This window comes from Oceaniovalibus sp. ACAM 378 (assembly GCF_008085915.1).
In the GTDB taxonomy this organism is placed as follows: Bacteria; Pseudomonadota; Alphaproteobacteria; order Rhodobacterales; family Rhodobacteraceae; genus Oceaniglobus.
This window is the reverse complement of record NZ_VSJK01000006.1, coordinates 30,562-46,096: the sequence shown is the minus strand read 5'-3', so window position 1 is coordinate 46,096 and position 15,535 is coordinate 30,562. Positions and strand designations below refer to the sequence as shown.

Sequence of the window (15,535 nt, the reverse complement as noted above, 5' to 3'; positions counted from 1 at the left end):
ACATCCCATCAACAAGAGGAGATGAAAATGAGACGGTTCAAACAATCTCTGGCACTGGCGATCAGTGTCGCGGTGGCCTTCGCGGCCATCGGGTTGGGGGCGGTGGTCATCGTATCCGCGATCGTGATCGGCGGCGCTATGACGCTCTCGGCCCGGCTTGCGGCCGGATCGGGCCGAGGCATGATCGGGAAGTGAAAAATCTGGCCCGGAAACGCGGAAATGACGCGTCTTTCGCGGCGCTGTCGTGGTGGGTTCTAGGATCTGTCAATCGACAGAGAGCGTGTCAGGGGCGCAGCGAAACCTCCGCCCCGCCCACCCGCAGATCGGTCGCAAGCTGGTTCAGTGCCGCGCCCACGTCCGGGCCGGTTTGGCTGACCGTGTCGTCATCCAGCGCCCACTCCAACGGATCTTCGCGCGTCAAGGTGGCAAGAAACACCACAGCTCCCGTCGCTGTGCGGTACCGGCTGTCCCAGAACCGTGCGTGCAGACGGGTATCGTCCGGCTGGCCCCCGGCAGGCTTGGCAAAGCCCAGCAAGTTGGGCCGGTCGTTCCAGAAGGTCGGAATGACCAGCGGATCGGGCAGCGGGCGTCCGGTCCAGTCGTCGAACACGGCAACGGCCAGTTTACCCAGACCGGGTCGCGGCGCATCCAACCAGCCTGCGCCTTGCATGGCGACGCCCAGCGCGGTTGCATCCTGAACCGTAACGACAAGGTTCACGCGCTGGCGCGGATCGCCGAGCAGTGTTTCAGTGGCATCGGTCAGCACCCCGGTCTCTAACAACGCTTCGGGTTGCGCGATGGTCTGCAACGGCGGATCAATCGCCGGATTCAGCGGATTACTCGTCGTAAAGGCGAAATATCCGGCAACGGCCAATGCGGCGACAACGCAGCCGATTGCACCCCATCTGCGCGCCGGCGTGGGACGCGGGTGCAGATCGCGGCGGCGCCATTCGCAATAGGCCACGCCAAGGATCAGCCACAGCGCCCCCACAAGATAGCCATTCAACACGTCCGAAAGATAGTGTTCGACCAGATAGACCCGGCTGAGTCCGATCAGAAACGCAACCGTGACCGCGCCGATGCCAGCCACTCCCGGCGACAGAATCCGGGTGCGCCATGCCAGATAGAACAGCATGGCCCAGACCGCGACAGCCCCCGCCGCGTGACCGCTGGGAAAACTGCCCGATGCTTCAACGAAATAACCAAGGGCGGACCGGGGGCGGTCGAAAAAGCTTTTGAGCAGGGTCACGGTCAACTGGTTGCCAATGGCTGCGATCCACATGCCGGTGAACAGATCGAACCGCCGCAGGATCAACAGGGCCGCGCTCGCCCCTGCCAACATCGGCAGAACGCCGTGACGCCCGCCGGCATCCGTGATCCAGCCAAATACGGTGACAAGCCGCGCATCACGCATCGCGAACAACATATTGGCGACGCGGGAGTCCGAGGTCACAACCTCGCTGTCGCCAAGGAAATCGAACACCGAATCCGCCCAGGCCCCCGCGATATAGAGAAACAGCACGACGAGGATGGTCGCGGTCAGACCCAGAAACCTCTCGGTCCCGAACCGCGCCGCGACGAACCGCGACAGGCGCGGAAACCGCCCGATTGCGGCCTGAGCGGCAGGTTTGCCCAGCAGACCGTCGCGCAGCGCCCCTGCGATTTCAACCAGCAAGGGAAACGCGCGGCGGAGGCGGATCACCACAAACAAAAGGAACGCGAGGGTGGCCAACCCCGCCGCCCCGACCGCCAGAGCCCTTGGCGCGGCCGCCCCCAGCGTGCCAAGCGCCCGCCCCGCGCCATAGCCGATGGCGGGCAGGATCAGGGCATAGGGCACGGCGCTGAGCGCGTTCCAGATCGAAAATCGCCGCTGCGCCATTCCGGCCATCGCCGCCGAAAACGGCACAAACGAAGCAAGCGGGCCGAAGAAGCGCCCAATCACGATGGCAAAGGCCCCGTGGCGGCGCAACAGATCGGCTGCGCGTCGCGCATGGAGCGACTCCGACAATGCGTGCCGGTGGCTTAGCCCGTCTGTCGCCCATCGCCCAAGGCGAAAGCTGATCTCGCCGCCAAGAGCCGCACCAATGGCCACGAACCAGACCAAGTCAAAGAAATCCAGCGTGCCGCGCTGTGCCAGCATCCCGCCCGCAATCACGACCAGCGTTCCGGGCACGACGATCCCGGTCAGTACGACCGCTTCGAGCAGCGCAAACAGGCCGAGCATCCAATAGGTCCACAGCCCCAGAGACTGAAGCGAGGGCAGGATCTGGTCGAGGGAATGCAGCATACGGTCAATCAAATCGTGTTTGGACGGCGTGAACGTTTGGCGCGCGGGCAAGGCCCGGTCGTCGCGCCCCTTGTTTCACAAACGGGCTGTCGAGGCGATCCATGCCAGCGATCATATACAGCACGACTGTCGCCCCCGTCGCGATGAGGGCCGCGAAGATGACGTCGCTGGCGAAATGTGCGCCGAACGCCACCCTCAGGCCGGACCCGAAGGTCGCGACCGCCACGATCAGGGCGGTTGCACCCCGGCGCAGGTGTTTCGGCAACTGCGGCACGAAGATCAGAACCATCAATGTCGCAACCGTAAAAAGCGCGCTGGTTTCACCCGAGACGAAACTGCAATTTCCACGGCACTGATCCGCGATCTGAAGCGGCGGTGAGAAATGCGCCGCACCGCCGAACTCAAGGATATCGCGCGGGCGCGCCCGGCCCCAATGTTGCTTGAACAGGAAATTCACCAGAACTCCGGGCACAACGGCATATACGAGGATCATGAACCCCAGAATCCTCGGCCTGACGATCCGAAGTCGGGAAAACGGCATGGCCAGGATCATCAGCGTGAGGGTCGTGGCGACCGTCCCATCGGTAAGGACGATCATCAAGGTGCGGACGTGTTGCCAGACCTTCAGGTCTTTGATCAAAAAAGGAGTCATCGGTGACGCAAACAGGCTCTCGATGGCAAGATCAAGGCGCGGGAATATAACGAATACCGCGCTCGCAAGGGTCAAAAGCAATATCAGCAAGACAGTCGCCTGAAGGCAGGTCGCCCGCCCGGTCATTGGCTGACCACCAGCCGGGCAAGCCGGTTCGGCGAGCTTTGCGTGGGTGGCAGGGCGCCGGATATGCCGTTGTCGCCCACTTGTGCCGATATTGGTTTCGCCATGATTTACTCCGGAATTCGGGCCGCAAGATGAATGCCCTTCCCCGCTCTCCCTGCCATCGCTCGGTGTCGGGGACGTTTCGGGATCATGTCATCTGTGTAATGTTCACAGACTTCGATCCTGACACGCCGCCCCGCATGGAAGATTTGTAATCTCTGCGACAGGCGATGACCCGGGGCTACCCATAGTTTGGGGTCAGAGGGCGGCGTTGCTGTTGCCCCAAACCCCAAGGAGACCACCATGAATCTCAAGACACTCAAGACCTTCGGTGCCGCAAGCCTGATCGCGCTGGGCGCAGTCGGAGCCACCGCCGCACTGGCCGACAAACATTCCGACGCAGGCGACAAACCCGAGATCCAGGCGTTTCTGGCCGCCCCCGGCTCGATCACCGACGCCGAAAAAGATACCGGCGGCAAGGCGATGAGCGTCGAGTTCGAAACCGACGACACGGCAACGGGCGTTTACGAAGTCGAAGTCGCGATGCCCGACGGTACGACAAAGACCGTCGCCGTGAACCCTGCCGACGGATCGGTTACTGCGGTTGCCATGGATGACGACGACGACAAGAACTGACCGGCGGGTTATAGGTCACTGAAACCGGCGGGGCCAGATGCTCTGCCGGTCTGTGCCATTGGGGAAGCCATGAAAATCCTGGTCATCGAAGACGACGCATCCACCGGCGCATATATCGCGGAGGGGTTGCGCGAAGAGGGTCACTCGGTCGATCTGATCGCCAACGGGGCCGACGGATTGGTGCAGGCGACCATCGGCACCTATGATGTGATGGTGGTCGACCGGATGCTGCCGGGGCTCGACGGCATGAGTCTCGTCAAGACCCTGCGCGCCACGAAGAATGCGACGCCGGTGCTGTTCCTGACCTCGCTTGGTGGCGTCGATGATAGGATCGAGGGGCTTCAGGCGGGCGGCGATGATTACCTGGTGAAACCCTTCGTCTTCGGTGAGCTGAGCGCCCGGATCGCCGCCATTGGCCGCCGCCCGCGGACCCAGGGCGATCCGACCTCCCTGAAAGCCGCGGACCTTGAGATGGACCTGCTGCACCGCAAGGTCACGCGCGCCGGGCAGGTGATCGATCTGCTGCCACGCGAATTCGCCTTGCTGGAGCATCTGATGCGCCGCAAGGGCCGTGTGCAGACTCGCACCATGTTGATGGAGGCGGTGTGGGACATCCATTACGATCCGTTGACCAATGTGGTCGACACCCACATCAGCCGCCTGCGCGGCAAGGTCGACAAACCCTTTGCCACCGAACTGATCGAAACGGTGCGCGGATCGGGATACCGGATCAGGGAAGGATGAGCGCGCCGTTTCGGTCGAGCGGCATCCGCTCTACCCCACTGCGGCTGACGCTGATCCTTCTGATGATCTTCGCGGTGGCCGCTCTGGGCTGCCTCGCCGTGGCCTATGAGGTGACGCGCGGGAACATCGACGCGACGCTTGAGGCGGATCTGGAACAGACGGTCAGCGACTATCGGGCGATCCGGGATGCCGATGATCTGGAGAACCGGCTGTCCGAAGCGGCAGCGAATACCGACCCCGAGGTGCGCATCCTGCAATATCTGCCGGACCGAGGGGCGCGAATCTCCAACGTCGCGGACTTTCCACCGATCCGCGAATTCGCCGTGGTGCCAGAAGACGCGATCAAGGCCGGTGACGACGACGATGATCTTGCGGAAAGCTATCTGGCGCTGAGCGTCCGCGTCGGGCGCGGTCAACTGATCGTGGCCCATAGCCGCGAACAGATTGTCGAAATGGGCGAGGTTTTCCTCTCCGTCCTGCTCATGGGGCTTTTGCCCGCATTGATAATCGCCGGATGCGCCGGGGCATGGATCGCCCGCACGGCGCGGCGCAGGATCGACACCATCGAGGGCACGCTGCGCGATCTCACCGGGGGCACTCTGTCCGCCCGGGTTGACGGCATCGAAGGCCGCGCGGACGATCTGTCGGGCATCGGACACAGGGTCAATCAGATGGCGGACGCGCAAGAGGCGCTGATCTCCTCCATGCGCCAGATTTCGGCCGATATCGCCCATGACCTGAAAACACCGATCCAGCGCGTTGCCGTCGTTTTGGATCAAATGCGCAACCGAACCGTGCTGAGCGATGGGCAGGAGGGCCTGCTGAATCGCGCACTGGACGAAACCGACCGCATCGTGAGAACGTTTCAGGCGCTGTTGCAACTGGCCCAGATCGAGGGCGGCGCGGTGCGCGACAGGTTTCGCCCCACCGATCTTGCCGATGTGGCGCGCGATGTTGTCGACTTTCTGGGGCTCGACGCCGAGGAACGCGGTTTTGTGCTGACCATCGACGCGCCTGAGGACGGCACCGCAATCGTCAAGGGCGACCGGCAACTTCTATCGCAGTTGATCACCAACCTGATCCAGAACGCCCTGACCCACGCGCTGGGTGGCGGCCCGATCAAAGTCATCGTCGCGCAGGGCCTTGGCGGTGTCACGCTCACCCTGTCGGACCAAGGGCCGGGCATTCCGCTGGCGGAACGCGAAAAGGTCCTCCGCCGCCTTTATCGTCTTGAGCAGAGCCGCACGACCGAGGGCAACGGTCTTGGCCTCAGCTTGGTCTCGGCGATCTCGCACCTTCATGGCGCGCTTCTGACATTGGAGGACAACGCACCCGGCCTGAGGGTGCGCATTGCGTTTCCCGCGCCGCTTTCGATGTGAGTGCGACGGAATAGGGCGGAATGATCACACCCCGTCGAATGTCAAAACCGCAACGCCGCTATCAGAAACCAAGTCGGCCGATGTCTATCGCGGATATTTCGGCCCGGTTTCGTCTGCGACGGATCGGCAGGCGCGGGCGTCAGATAGCAGGGGCGATAATCTCAGCTCTGCCAGATCCCGATTGGAAATGTTGAAACTGGCTTTTGACATTTTTACGATCTGCGGTAATGCTGTCAGGATGTACGACAAGGATTCTCCCTTCGGTCCCCGGCGATCCAGCCTCAGTCAGGGCGGTTTGGCCCGTGACGAGATCGCGAGCGCCATATTGTCCCTTGCTCTGCCGCCCGACAGCATCGTCACAGAAGCCGCGCTGACCAAGCGTTTCGCCCTCAGCCTTGCCGCGACGCGCGCGGCACTGGCGCGACTGGCGGAACAGGGCTGGGCGAGCGCCGAGGCGCGGCGCGGTTGGCGGATTCTTCCGGTGACCGGGCGCCACCTGTCCGATCTCACATTGGCCCGCCGGACGCTGGAGCCGACACTGCGCGATGCCCGGCCCAATCGCGACCAGATGCGTGAGCTTGAAATCCAGGGACGGATCTACAATTCGCTGCTGCATCTGCACGACCCTGACGCGACCGAAAAACTGATCTGGCAGGAACTGCGCTTGCGGCTCGCTCTTGCTGGGCTGATGCCACAACCCCGAATGCGCGCCTGGCTGATGGAGACCTGGCAAATGTGTGCAAGGGCCGATCTGTACCTGCACCGCCGATTGGGATTCGCGATTCCGCCAACGCCGATGGCCGATCTCTTGCACGCATTACGGCAGGACGCGCCGATCGAAATGCTTGCCGCGCTCAGCATCGGCGCCGAAGCCTTTGCGGCCCGGGCAGGTCGCACTCAGGCCCATTCGGATGCCTTGATTGGTGACACCTATGCGGTTTCGGCGGGTCCGGGCCTCGGGTGCACCGCCACCTCGGATTACACAACGAAGCGGCGCCCAACGCCGCCAGCCATTGTCACAACCGACAGGAGAGAACCATGAAAACGACGCGACGCAGCCTTCTTGCGCTTGCCCTTGCCGCCGGAACCGCCTTTGGCACCATGTCCGCGCCCGCCCTGGCCGATGCGCAGAACCTGGCCATCGATCTGGTGAACGAGCCATCATCGCTGGATCCCCACATGCAGTGGAATCCCGACAGCTATTACGTTTATCGCAACATCTTTGACAATCTGGTGACCCGCGACAACAACGGCGAGATTGCACCACAGATCGCGACGGAATGGGAGCGCCCCGCAGACACCGAGATGGTTTTCACGATCCGCGACGACGTGACCTTTCACGACGGTTCGCCCCTGACGGCCGAAGATGTGGTTTATTCCGTCAAGCGCATTACCAATCCCGATTTCGGTTCGCCGCAAATCAGCCAGTTCAGCGTTATCACCAATGCCGAAGCACTTGACGACACCCATGTGAAACTGACCACCTCCTCGCCCTATCCGGCGCTGCTCGCGCAGCTTGCCAAGCTGTCGATCGTCCCTGCCGCTGTGGTCGAAGAAATGGGTGGCGAGGCGTTCAACCTCGCGCCCGTCGGGTCAGGTCCATACAGTTTCGGCTCCTGGACCCGAGGCGTCGAAGTGACGCTGAACCGCAACGACGATTACTGGGGCGACAAGGGACCGTTCGAGACAGCAACCTTCCGCGCCGTGCCGGATGCTTCGACCCGTATCGCGGATCTGCAATCGGGGGCTGCCGATCTCGTGGTCTCGCTTGATCCTGACCTCGCCGCACAGCTTGCCGGATCGGGCGGAGTCGAGGCGCGCCCGGTTCTGACTGAGCGTGTTGGATATCTGAAGCTGAACCCGCAGCGTCCCAGCATGTCGGATCTGAAAATGCGTCAGGCGATTGCCTATGCCATCGACCGGGATCTTATCGTCGAGGGACTGTCGGGTGGCTTTGACAAACCGGTACAACAGATGCTGACCCCCGCCCACGTCGGTTGGGTCGAAGGCTTCGAAGGCACCGGTTATAACCCCGAAAAGGCCAAGGCTCTGGTCAAGGAATTGGGCGACGCGGCCAAGGTCGAGCTGCAATTTGCCACTGCGCCGGTTTTTGACCAGCGCGTTGTGCAGGCGCTGCAGCAAATGCTGACCGAAGTCGGACTTAACGTGCGGATCGAGATGACGGATATGGCGACATATCTCGGCAAGGCCCGAGGCGAGCCTTCAGAGGGCCCCGAGATGAGCTTTGGACGCTGGTCCTGTGCCTGTCAGGATGCTGACGGCGTGCTTTATCCGCTGCTCCATTCCGGATCGTCCTGGTCTGCCGTGCGCGACCCCGAAATTGACGCAGGTCTGGAAGCGGCACGGGTCGAACTGGACCCCGAGGCGCGGCTGGCGGAATACGGGAAGGTGCACGAATATGTCGCCACCGAAATCCCGTTGGTCCCGCTTTATCAGGCATCGGTGTTTTACGGCGTGAACGAGTCTCTCGTCTGGGCTCCGACATCGAACGAAAGCCTGTTCCTGAACCGCATGGAATGGTCCGAGTGACCAGTTGCGGGCGCATCCCCGCGGTGCGCCCGGCCTCTTTCACGCTGGAAAGCTGAACTATGGGTGCCTTTCTTGCCAAACGCTTGGCACAAGCCGTCATATCGGTTCTGGGCGTCACAGCCTTGATCTTTTTCCTGCAACGGCTGACCGGCGATCCGGTGCTGCTGATGGTGCCGGAAACCGCAACCCAAGAGAGCATCGACGCCCTGCGCACCAAGCTGGGCTTTGACAGGTCGGTCTGGGTGCAGTTTCTCGAGTATATGAGCGGCGTGCTGCGGCTGGATTTCGGACAGTCCATTGTCCAGAACGTCCCGGTTTTGGACATCATCCAGTCGCGCCTGCCCTATACTCTCAGACTGGCAGCCGGCGCATTGGTGCTGGCCCTTGGTGTCGGGTTGCCGCTGGGGGTGTTCATGGCGGTCAAACGCAATCACATCCTGTCAAAGCTCGGCATGGGGCTGGTTCTGGCGGGGCAGAGCCTGCCCACGTTCTGGTCCGGTCTGCTGCTGATCCTGCTGTTCGCCGTCACGCTCGGCTGGCTGCCTGCCTCGGGCGCGCGCGAGCCATCCAGCCTGCTGTTGCCCGCGCTGACCCTTTCATTGTTGACGATGGCGACCTTTGCGCGGGTCGCGCGCACTGCGGTGCTGGATGAGCTCTCCAAACTCTATGTCCGCGCCGCCCGCGCAAAGGGGCTGCCGCTGGGCCGGGTTGTCACCCGCCATGTGCTGCGCAACAGCGCGATTCCGGTCATTTCCATCGCCGCGCTTGAAATCGCCAACCTTTTGTCTGGCGCAGTGATCGTGGAAACGGTCTTTGCCTGGCCAGGCCTTGGCCTTTTGACGGTGCAAAGTATCGCAGCGCGCGATTTCCCCATCGTGCAAGCCGTTGTGCTGCTGGGTGCGATGGTGTCGATTGCTCTGAACCTCGCCGCCGATCTGCTTTATTCTCAGGTCGATCCGCGGATCCGCCTGGACGGAGCACGCTGATGGCCGCCTCCTTCATCTCACGCATGGCGCCGCCACGGCTGAGGATCTTTTACGCAATTCTGGCGATTTTTGTCGTGGTCGCGCTGTTTGCGCCGTGGATCGCACCTGAGAACCCGAACTCTCAGAATCTTCTCGGCCGTCTCAAACCACCGGGCTCCGACGTGCGCGGGATTACCTATTGGATTGGCTCTGACGAATTGGGCCGCGACCTGCTTTCTCGGGTCATCTATGGGGCGCGGGTGTCGCTGATGGTGGCGGTACTTTCAGTCGTCGGGTCCGGGCTGGTGGGCACATCGCTTGGGATGATTGCCGGCTATTATCGCGGTGTCACCGGCACGGTGATCATGCGACTCGTCGACATCGTTCTGTCGGTGCCCGCGATTCTGCTGGCGATCATCACGGTGGCGATCATGGGGCCGGGGCTGGTCAACGTCGTTATCGTGCTGGCCTTCACCCGCTGGCCCCGCTACGCCCGCGTCGCCTATGGTCAGACGCTGGGGCTGATGTCGCTTCCCTATGTCCGGTTGTCGCAGACCATGGGTGCCGCTGGTCCCTGGGTGATCCGTCGCCACATCCTGCCCAACATCATCGGCCCGATCATGGTTGTCGTCACGCTGGAGATCGGGCTGATGGTCCTGTTCGAGGCCGGATTGTCATTTCTGGGGCTGGGTGTGCAGCCGCCCACACCTTCCTGGGGCGCGATTCTCAGCTCGGGACGCAATTACATGACCACTGCCTGGTGGATCGCGATATTTCCGGGACTCTGTCTGTTTACCCTCATCCTGTCCGTGAATGTTCTTGGAGATCATGTCCGCGACATGGTCGAAAAACGCCGCTGACCCATCGAAAGGCCCATATATGTCCGCTCCCTCTACCACCCTGCCCGGCTTTGACTTCACTGGAAAACGGGTTGTCATCACCGGCGCTGCCGGGATTTTTGGCAGCTGGATCGCCGATTGTTTCGCACAGGCCGGGGCTGAGCTGCTGTTGTCAGACCGCGATGCTGGTGCGCTGCAGAAGCTGGCAGATCGTATGCCTGACGGGACATTGACCCATACCACCGAACTGGCTGACGATGGCTCGATCGATGATCTGATCGGGTTGATCAAGATGAACTGGGGTGCGCCGGATATCCTGATCAACAACGCCGGCGTCTATCCTTCGGGGTTCCTGCTGGATATTGAACCGGCCGAATGGGACCGCATCATGAACGTGAATGTGCGCGCGCCGTTCGTTCTGACCCGGGCCGCCGCGCGACTGATGATTGACGCGGGCAAACCCGGCTCGATTATCATGATTTCGTCGGGTGCCGCACGCAAGATGCGCCGGTCCGTGGTGCCCTATTGCACGTCCAAGACGACGCTTGACCGGCTGATGCAGGGCTTTGCGCTTGAACTGTCCGACTACAACATCCGGGTCAACGCTGTCGAACCGGGGTTCGCGCCGGGTTCCACCGCTTCGCCGCTGACCGAAGCGCATGTGAAGGCCGTTCTGGCAAATATCCCTCTCGGGCGCGGCTCGGAGCCCGAGGATGCGGTCGCGGCGATCATGTTCCTGTGTTCGGATTCGGCCAGTTATATCACCGGCACTTCAATCGCTGTCGACGGCGGCAATTCTATCGGCTCACTGGTGGTGCATCAGGATAAGAAGACCGCGTTATGATAAAGGAATACGAATGGCCCGCGGGCAAACGTTCGGCTTTCTGCTTCTCCGCCGATGTCGATGCGGAATCGCCCTATCTCTGGCAACACCGCAGCGGTCTGCCCGACACTCTGGGTGCGATTGAGGCACGCCGCTTTGGCCCGCGCGAGGGGTTCTGGCGGCTGCTCGACATGCTGGATCGGGTGCAGGTCACCGGCAGTTTCTATGTTCCGTCGGTCGTTGCGCAACTGCACCCTGAAATGGTGCAGGAACTGGATGCGCGCGGCCACGAAATCGGGCTGCATGGGCATCTGCACGAACTGGTGGCCGAAACGCCGCAGGCCGAATTTGAAACGGCGCTGGATCGTTCCATCGACATCCTTGCCGGGATCACCGGGCGCAGGCCGTTTGGCTTCCGCTCGCCGGCCTGGGAAATGACGGCGGGGATGCTTGCGGCGCTGCGGACACGCGGGCTTGCCTATGACAGTTCACTGATGGGGCACGATCACCCATATTCGATTGACGCAATCACCGAAATTCCCGTGCAATGGCTGATCGATGACGCGATTCATTTCAAGTTCATGGGCGGCGGCGCAGACAAGTGGCAGCCAAGATCCGCCGCCGAGGTCGGTGCCATGTGGCGCGACGAATTCGAGGCCGGGCGGCGGTACGGGCAGTTGTTCATGATCACCGTTCACCCCTGGCTGTCCGGGCGCGCCGGGCGGCTGGCCATGCTCGAAGACCTGTTGGGCCATATCAAATCTCAGGATGACGTGTGGCACGCGACAGCCGCCGAGATTGCCGAATGGCACCATACCTCGGCCAATGCAGCACGTTTCAGCTACGACAGCGATCTTGCGACCCTTGCCACCCATCTGCCAACGGAGAACCGCCCATGACGACAACCTGGTCAATGAGCAAACCCATTTCACAGGGCCGGGGCGGGATGGTCGCGGCGCAACATCAGGCTGCGGCGAACGCCGGTGCGGCGGTACTGGCACGGGGCGGCAATGCCGTGGATGCGGCGGTGACCTGCGCGCTGGTGCTGTCAGTCGTCGAGCCCTGGCTTTCGGGAATTGGCGGTGGCGGCTTCCTGATCCGTCACGACGGGCGGACCAATGCTGCGCAGGCGCTGGATTTCAACATGGTCTCGTCGCACAATATCGATCCTGCGGCATATCCTCTCTCTGAGGGGCGCGATGGCAATTGGTTCGACTGGCCGCAGGTGATCGACAACCGCAACCTTATCGGTGCCTCGTCGATCTGCGTGCCCGGTGCGGTGGCGGGTCTGGGCACGGCGCTGGACGCGCATGGCTCGATTTCATGGGCCGAGGCCTGCGCTCCGGCCATCGCAGAGGCGGAAAAGGGTCTGGAGGTCGACTGGTTCACCCAACTGGCCCTGACGATCGACAGCGACAATCTGGCTACAAACGCCGAGTCTGCCGCGCTGTTTCTGGTCGACGGCAAACCTCCGCGGCTCTCCGATGGTCATTCGTCACTCCGCCTGCCCTTGACCAAAAAGGCTGCCACCCTGAAACGGCTGGCCGAAAATGGCTGGCAGGACTTTTATCAGGGGCAGATTGCCCGCGATATCGTCGCCGAACTCGCTGATCTGGGGCAACCGCTGGACGGTGTGGATCTGACCAACTATCGCGCCACATGGGCTGAACCGCTGGATCATGCACGGGGCGATCACCGGATCCTTGCCATGCCGGGGCTTTCTGGTGGTCCGGCCTTTTGCGATGCGCTGGATGGCGTGCCGCTGCCCAAGTCGCCCGGCACCGTGACACCGCAGGATTTCGCCAGCTATGCCGATGCGATCCGCCGCGCCTATGCCACCCGTCTCACCACGGTCGGGCACGCGGGCAAATACGGGATCGACCCGGGCTGTACGTCGCATCTGAGCGTGGTGGACAGCGAGGGCACCACGGTGTCGCTTACCAATACGCTGCTGTCCCGGTTCGGCTCCAAGGTGATGGGCGCGCGCACCGGCATGCTTTATAACAACGGCATGATGTGGTTCGATCCGCGCCCCGGCACCCCGAACACCATCGCGCCCGGGGTCAAGCCGCTGGCGAACATGTGCCCGCTGATCCTGCGCCCCGCTTCGGGCGGTTCCATCGCCATTGGTGCGGCGGGTGGGCGGCAGATCATGCCCGCCCTTGTGCAACTTTCGGTGTTCTGTCTCGATCATGGGATGAATCTGGGCCGGGCGCTTGGCGAACCGCGTATTGACGCCTCGGCGCCGCGTATCGTGGTCGACCGTGACACGCCCGATGGCACGTTGTCGGCAATCCGGGCCGACCATGACGCGGCAGCCGTGGAAAACCTTCTCTATCCGGTGCAGTTCGCCATTCCCTCTGCCGTGGCGGTGACAGCCGACGGTGCGATGACCGGCATGGTCCATCCCAACCACCCGTGGTCCGCCGCCGCCCGCGCCGAGGATACGCCATGACCGACGCGCCGGTTCTGGAGATGCGCGACGTGACCGTTTCGATCAACGGTAATCCTGTCGTCGATCACCTGAGCCTGCATGTGGACCCGGGCGAGACGCTCGCTCTGGTCGGCGAGTCCGGTTGCGGCAAGAGCCTTACCGCGCTGTCGGTGCTGAACCTTCTCCCGGATGTCGCAACCCGCAGCGCCGGGGCGATCAACCTTCAGGGCAGCCGCATCGACACCCTGTCCCAGCGGCAGATGGACGCGGTGCGCGGCAGCCGGATCGGGATGATCTTTCAGGAACCCGTGGCCTCGCTCGACCCGCTGATGCGCATTGGTCGCCAGATAACCGAGGCGTTGCGGTTGTCAGGTCCGGTGTCCAGCACCGAGGCCGAGAAACGCGCCATCGCAATGCTTGATCGCGTCGGCATCCGCGAACCCGCGCTTCGGGTGACGCAGTATCCGTTCGAACTTTCGGGCGGGATGTGTCAGCGGGTGATGATCGCCATCGCCATGATCCGCCAGCCCGCGCTGCTGATCGCGGATGAACCGACAACGGCGCTGGACGTCACCATTCAGGCACAAATTCTGGAACTGATGGCCGATCTCCGGCGCGATCTGGGCACCGCCGTGTTGCTGATCACCCATGACATGGGTGTAGTCGCCGAAATCGCCGACCGGATTGCCGTCATGTATGCGGGCCGGATCGTTGAAACCGGACCGGTGAACGAGGTGCTGGGCACCCCTGCACATCCCTATACCGCGCTTTTGCTGCGCACCGTGCCGCGCATCGACGGTCCGCGCAAAAAGATGTTGCCTGCGATCGAGGGTATCGTGCCCGAAGCCACCGACTGGCCCGAGGGATGCCGCTTTCGCGACCGCTGTCCGCTGGCCACCGAGATCTGCGCCGAAATGCCGCCGCTTGCAGCCAAGGGCAGGGAATCCCATAGGGCCGCCTGCTGGCACTCCGATCGCGTCGCGGAGGTCGCATGAGCATCGAACCACTCATCCAAGTGCGCGACCTCAAGGTTCATTTCCCGGTCAGGCGGGGTTTTCTTGGTCGTCACGGTGATCCGGTAAAGGCCGTCGACGGCATCAGTTTCGACCTTTCCGCGGGCGAAACCCTTGCGATTGTCGGCGAATCCGGTTCGGGCAAATCGACGACCGGATACGCCATTCTGGGCATGGAACAACCAACCTCGGGCACCATCATGATCGCCGGTCAGGATCGTGCCGGAATGAACGCCACAGACCGGCGCGCGATCACCCGGCGGGTTCAGATCGTGTTTCAGGATCCCGCCTCGGCGCTCAATCCCCGCATGAGCATTGGCGACAGCATCACCGAGCCTCTGCAAATCCACGGCATCGGCAGTGCAAAAAGCCGGCGCGACAAGGCGGCAGAGCTTTTGGCTCTCGTCGGATTGCAGCCGAATGCTGCCAACCGCCTGCCCGGTGCTTTTTCGGGCGGCCAACGTCAGCGCGTTGTGATTGCGCGGGCTCTTGCATTGGACCCAGATGTGATTGTCTGCGACGAAGCGGTAAGCGCGCTGGACGTCTCGATTCAAAGCCAGATCCTGAATCTTCTGCTCCAGCTTCAGGGTGATCTTGGCCTCGCCTATCTGTTTATCAGCCACGATCTGTCGGTGGTGCACCACATCGCTGACCGTATCGCGGTGATGCAGGCAGGTGTGATCGTGGAACAAGGGACGGTCGAGGCGATCTTTGACAATCCGCAAAGCGAATATACCCGCCAACTGCTTGACGCGGTGCCGAGCAGCCCGCTGTTGTCGCCCAGACCATAGTCAACGGTCACCAAGGAATGTGCCAGCGAGCGCGGCGCATTTCTCGCGTTTTTGGCAGAGCGTCCAACGTTTTCAGAATGTTGGACCAGCGTGAAGCAATGCCGTGATAGATTGGCCTGCCGTCTCAGCTCATCCCAGACAATCACCACCCTGTTTGATGTGAATATGATCGTCTTGGGAAGCGTTACGCGATCATGTTCCGCAATCGCTGAATGCGCACCGCTCAATTGTTCAACCACCTGCACGCAAGCTGTGGC

General features: G+C 62.3%; 15 protein-coding genes. 13 read left to right on the top strand and 2 right to left on the bottom strand.

What is annotated here, in order from left to right:
- Positions 1-27: 27 nt before the first annotated feature.
- On the top strand, positions 28-195 hold the full coding sequence (locus FQ320_RS25620) for a hypothetical protein (RefSeq protein WP_187393840.1): 168 nt from the start codon (positions 28-30) through the stop codon (positions 193-195).
- Positions 196-283: 88 nt separating this feature from the next.
- Here the strand turns inward: FQ320_RS25620 and FQ320_RS09100 are convergent, their stop codons facing one another.
- Entirely contained in the window at positions 284-2,287 is a 2,004-nt protein-coding gene (locus FQ320_RS09100) for a bifunctional DedA family/phosphatase PAP2 family protein (protein ID WP_148471437.1), read from the bottom strand.
- Between the two features lie 4 nt (positions 2,288-2,291).
- Positions 2,292-2,927, bottom strand: a complete 636-nt coding sequence (locus FQ320_RS09095) for a phosphatase PAP2 family protein (protein WP_187393839.1) — start codon at positions 2,925-2,927, stop codon at positions 2,292-2,294.
- 480 nt (positions 2,928-3,407) lie between these two features.
- On the opposite strand from FQ320_RS09095, the gene FQ320_RS09090 reads away from it, so the two are divergent.
- The 12 genes from FQ320_RS09090 (at position 3,408) to FQ320_RS09035 (ending at position 15,278) form a co-directional block, all read left to right on the top strand.
- The gene (locus tag FQ320_RS09090; RefSeq protein WP_148471433.1) at positions 3,408-3,740 is read left to right on the top strand and encodes a PepSY domain-containing protein; all 333 of its coding nucleotides are present in this window, start codon (positions 3,408-3,410) and stop codon (positions 3,738-3,740) included.
- 69 nt (positions 3,741-3,809) lie between these two features.
- Entirely contained in the window at positions 3,810-4,484 is a 675-nt protein-coding gene (locus FQ320_RS09085; protein ID WP_148471431.1) for a response regulator transcription factor, read from the top strand.
- Complete coding sequence (locus FQ320_RS09080; RefSeq protein WP_148471429.1) at positions 4,481-5,863, top strand: HAMP domain-containing sensor histidine kinase; 1,383 nt, start codon at positions 4,481-4,483, stop codon at positions 5,861-5,863. Before FQ320_RS09085 ends, FQ320_RS09080 begins: the two co-directional genes overlap by 4 nt.
- Before the next feature lie 238 nt (positions 5,864-6,101).
- Entirely contained in the window at positions 6,102-6,905 is an 804-nt protein-coding gene (locus FQ320_RS09075; protein ID WP_187393838.1) for a GntR family transcriptional regulator, read from the top strand.
- Positions 6,902-8,413, top strand: a complete 1,512-nt coding sequence (locus FQ320_RS09070; RefSeq protein WP_148471425.1) for an ABC transporter substrate-binding protein — start codon at positions 6,902-6,904, stop codon at positions 8,411-8,413. The genes FQ320_RS09075 and FQ320_RS09070 overlap by 4 nt, the downstream gene beginning before the upstream one ends.
- Positions 8,414-8,472: 59 nt before the next feature.
- Positions 8,473-9,399: an ABC transporter permease gene (locus tag FQ320_RS09065; RefSeq protein WP_148471423.1), complete on the top strand. Its 927-nt coding sequence runs from the start codon at positions 8,473-8,475 to the stop codon at positions 9,397-9,399.
- Positions 9,399-10,238, top strand: coding sequence for an ABC transporter permease (locus FQ320_RS09060; RefSeq protein WP_148471421.1), 840 nt, complete (start codon positions 9,399-9,401; stop codon positions 10,236-10,238). Before FQ320_RS09065 ends, FQ320_RS09060 begins: the two co-directional genes overlap by 1 nt.
- A 19-nt stretch (positions 10,239-10,257) precedes the next feature.
- The gene (locus FQ320_RS09055) at positions 10,258-11,061 is read left to right on the top strand and encodes an SDR family NAD(P)-dependent oxidoreductase (RefSeq protein WP_148471419.1); all 804 of its coding nucleotides are present in this window, start codon (positions 10,258-10,260) and stop codon (positions 11,059-11,061) included.
- Positions 11,058-11,939: a polysaccharide deacetylase gene (locus FQ320_RS09050; RefSeq protein WP_148471417.1), complete on the top strand. Its 882-nt coding sequence runs from the start codon at positions 11,058-11,060 to the stop codon at positions 11,937-11,939. Before FQ320_RS09055 ends, FQ320_RS09050 begins: the two co-directional genes overlap by 4 nt.
- Positions 11,936-13,495 carry a gamma-glutamyltransferase gene (locus FQ320_RS09045; protein ID WP_148471415.1) on the top strand — a complete coding sequence of 520 codons (1,560 nt, stop codon included), beginning with the start codon at positions 11,936-11,938 and terminating at the stop codon, positions 13,493-13,495. Before FQ320_RS09050 ends, FQ320_RS09045 begins: the two co-directional genes overlap by 4 nt.
- Positions 13,492-14,469 carry an ABC transporter ATP-binding protein gene (locus tag FQ320_RS09040; RefSeq protein ID WP_148471413.1) on the top strand — a complete coding sequence of 326 codons (978 nt, stop codon included), beginning with the start codon at positions 13,492-13,494 and terminating at the stop codon, positions 14,467-14,469. Before FQ320_RS09045 ends, FQ320_RS09040 begins: the two co-directional genes overlap by 4 nt.
- Positions 14,466-15,278 carry an ATP-binding cassette domain-containing protein gene (locus FQ320_RS09035; protein WP_148471411.1) on the top strand — a complete coding sequence of 271 codons (813 nt, stop codon included), beginning with the start codon at positions 14,466-14,468 and terminating at the stop codon, positions 15,276-15,278. Before FQ320_RS09040 ends, FQ320_RS09035 begins: the two co-directional genes overlap by 4 nt.
- The last annotated feature ends 257 nt before the right edge of the window (positions 15,279-15,535 follow it).

Bases quoted from the DNA above. Each gene is read 5' to 3' on its own strand.
- FQ320_RS25620 (WP_187393840.1), top strand. From the start codon at position 28: ATGAGACGGTTCAAACAATCTCTGGCACTGGCGATCAGTGTCGCGGTG.
- FQ320_RS09100 (WP_148471437.1), bottom strand. From the start codon at position 2,287: ATGCTGCATTCCCTCGACCAGATCCTGCCCTCGCTTCAGTCTCTGGGG.
- FQ320_RS09090 (WP_148471433.1), top strand. From the start codon at position 3,408: ATGAATCTCAAGACACTCAAGACCTTCGGTGCCGCAAGCCTGATCGCG.
- FQ320_RS09085 (WP_148471431.1), top strand. From the start codon at position 3,810: ATGAAAATCCTGGTCATCGAAGACGACGCATCCACCGGCGCATATATC.
- FQ320_RS09080 (WP_148471429.1), top strand. From the start codon at position 4,481: ATGAGCGCGCCGTTTCGGTCGAGCGGCATCCGCTCTACCCCACTGCGG.
- FQ320_RS09075 (WP_187393838.1), top strand. From the start codon at position 6,102: ATGTACGACAAGGATTCTCCCTTCGGTCCCCGGCGATCCAGCCTCAGT.
- FQ320_RS09070 (WP_148471425.1), top strand. From the start codon at position 6,902: ATGAAAACGACGCGACGCAGCCTTCTTGCGCTTGCCCTTGCCGCCGGA.
- FQ320_RS09065 (WP_148471423.1), top strand. From the start codon at position 8,473: ATGGGTGCCTTTCTTGCCAAACGCTTGGCACAAGCCGTCATATCGGTT.
- FQ320_RS09060 (WP_148471421.1), top strand. From the start codon at position 9,399: ATGGCCGCCTCCTTCATCTCACGCATGGCGCCGCCACGGCTGAGGATC.
- FQ320_RS09055 (WP_148471419.1), top strand. From the start codon at position 10,258: ATGTCCGCTCCCTCTACCACCCTGCCCGGCTTTGACTTCACTGGAAAA.
- FQ320_RS09050 (WP_148471417.1), top strand. From the start codon at position 11,058: ATGATAAAGGAATACGAATGGCCCGCGGGCAAACGTTCGGCTTTCTGC.
- FQ320_RS09045 (WP_148471415.1), top strand. From the start codon at position 11,936: ATGACGACAACCTGGTCAATGAGCAAACCCATTTCACAGGGCCGGGGC.
- FQ320_RS09040 (WP_148471413.1), top strand. From the start codon at position 13,492: ATGACCGACGCGCCGGTTCTGGAGATGCGCGACGTGACCGTTTCGATC.
- FQ320_RS09035 (WP_148471411.1), top strand. From the start codon at position 14,466: ATGAGCATCGAACCACTCATCCAAGTGCGCGACCTCAAGGTTCATTTC.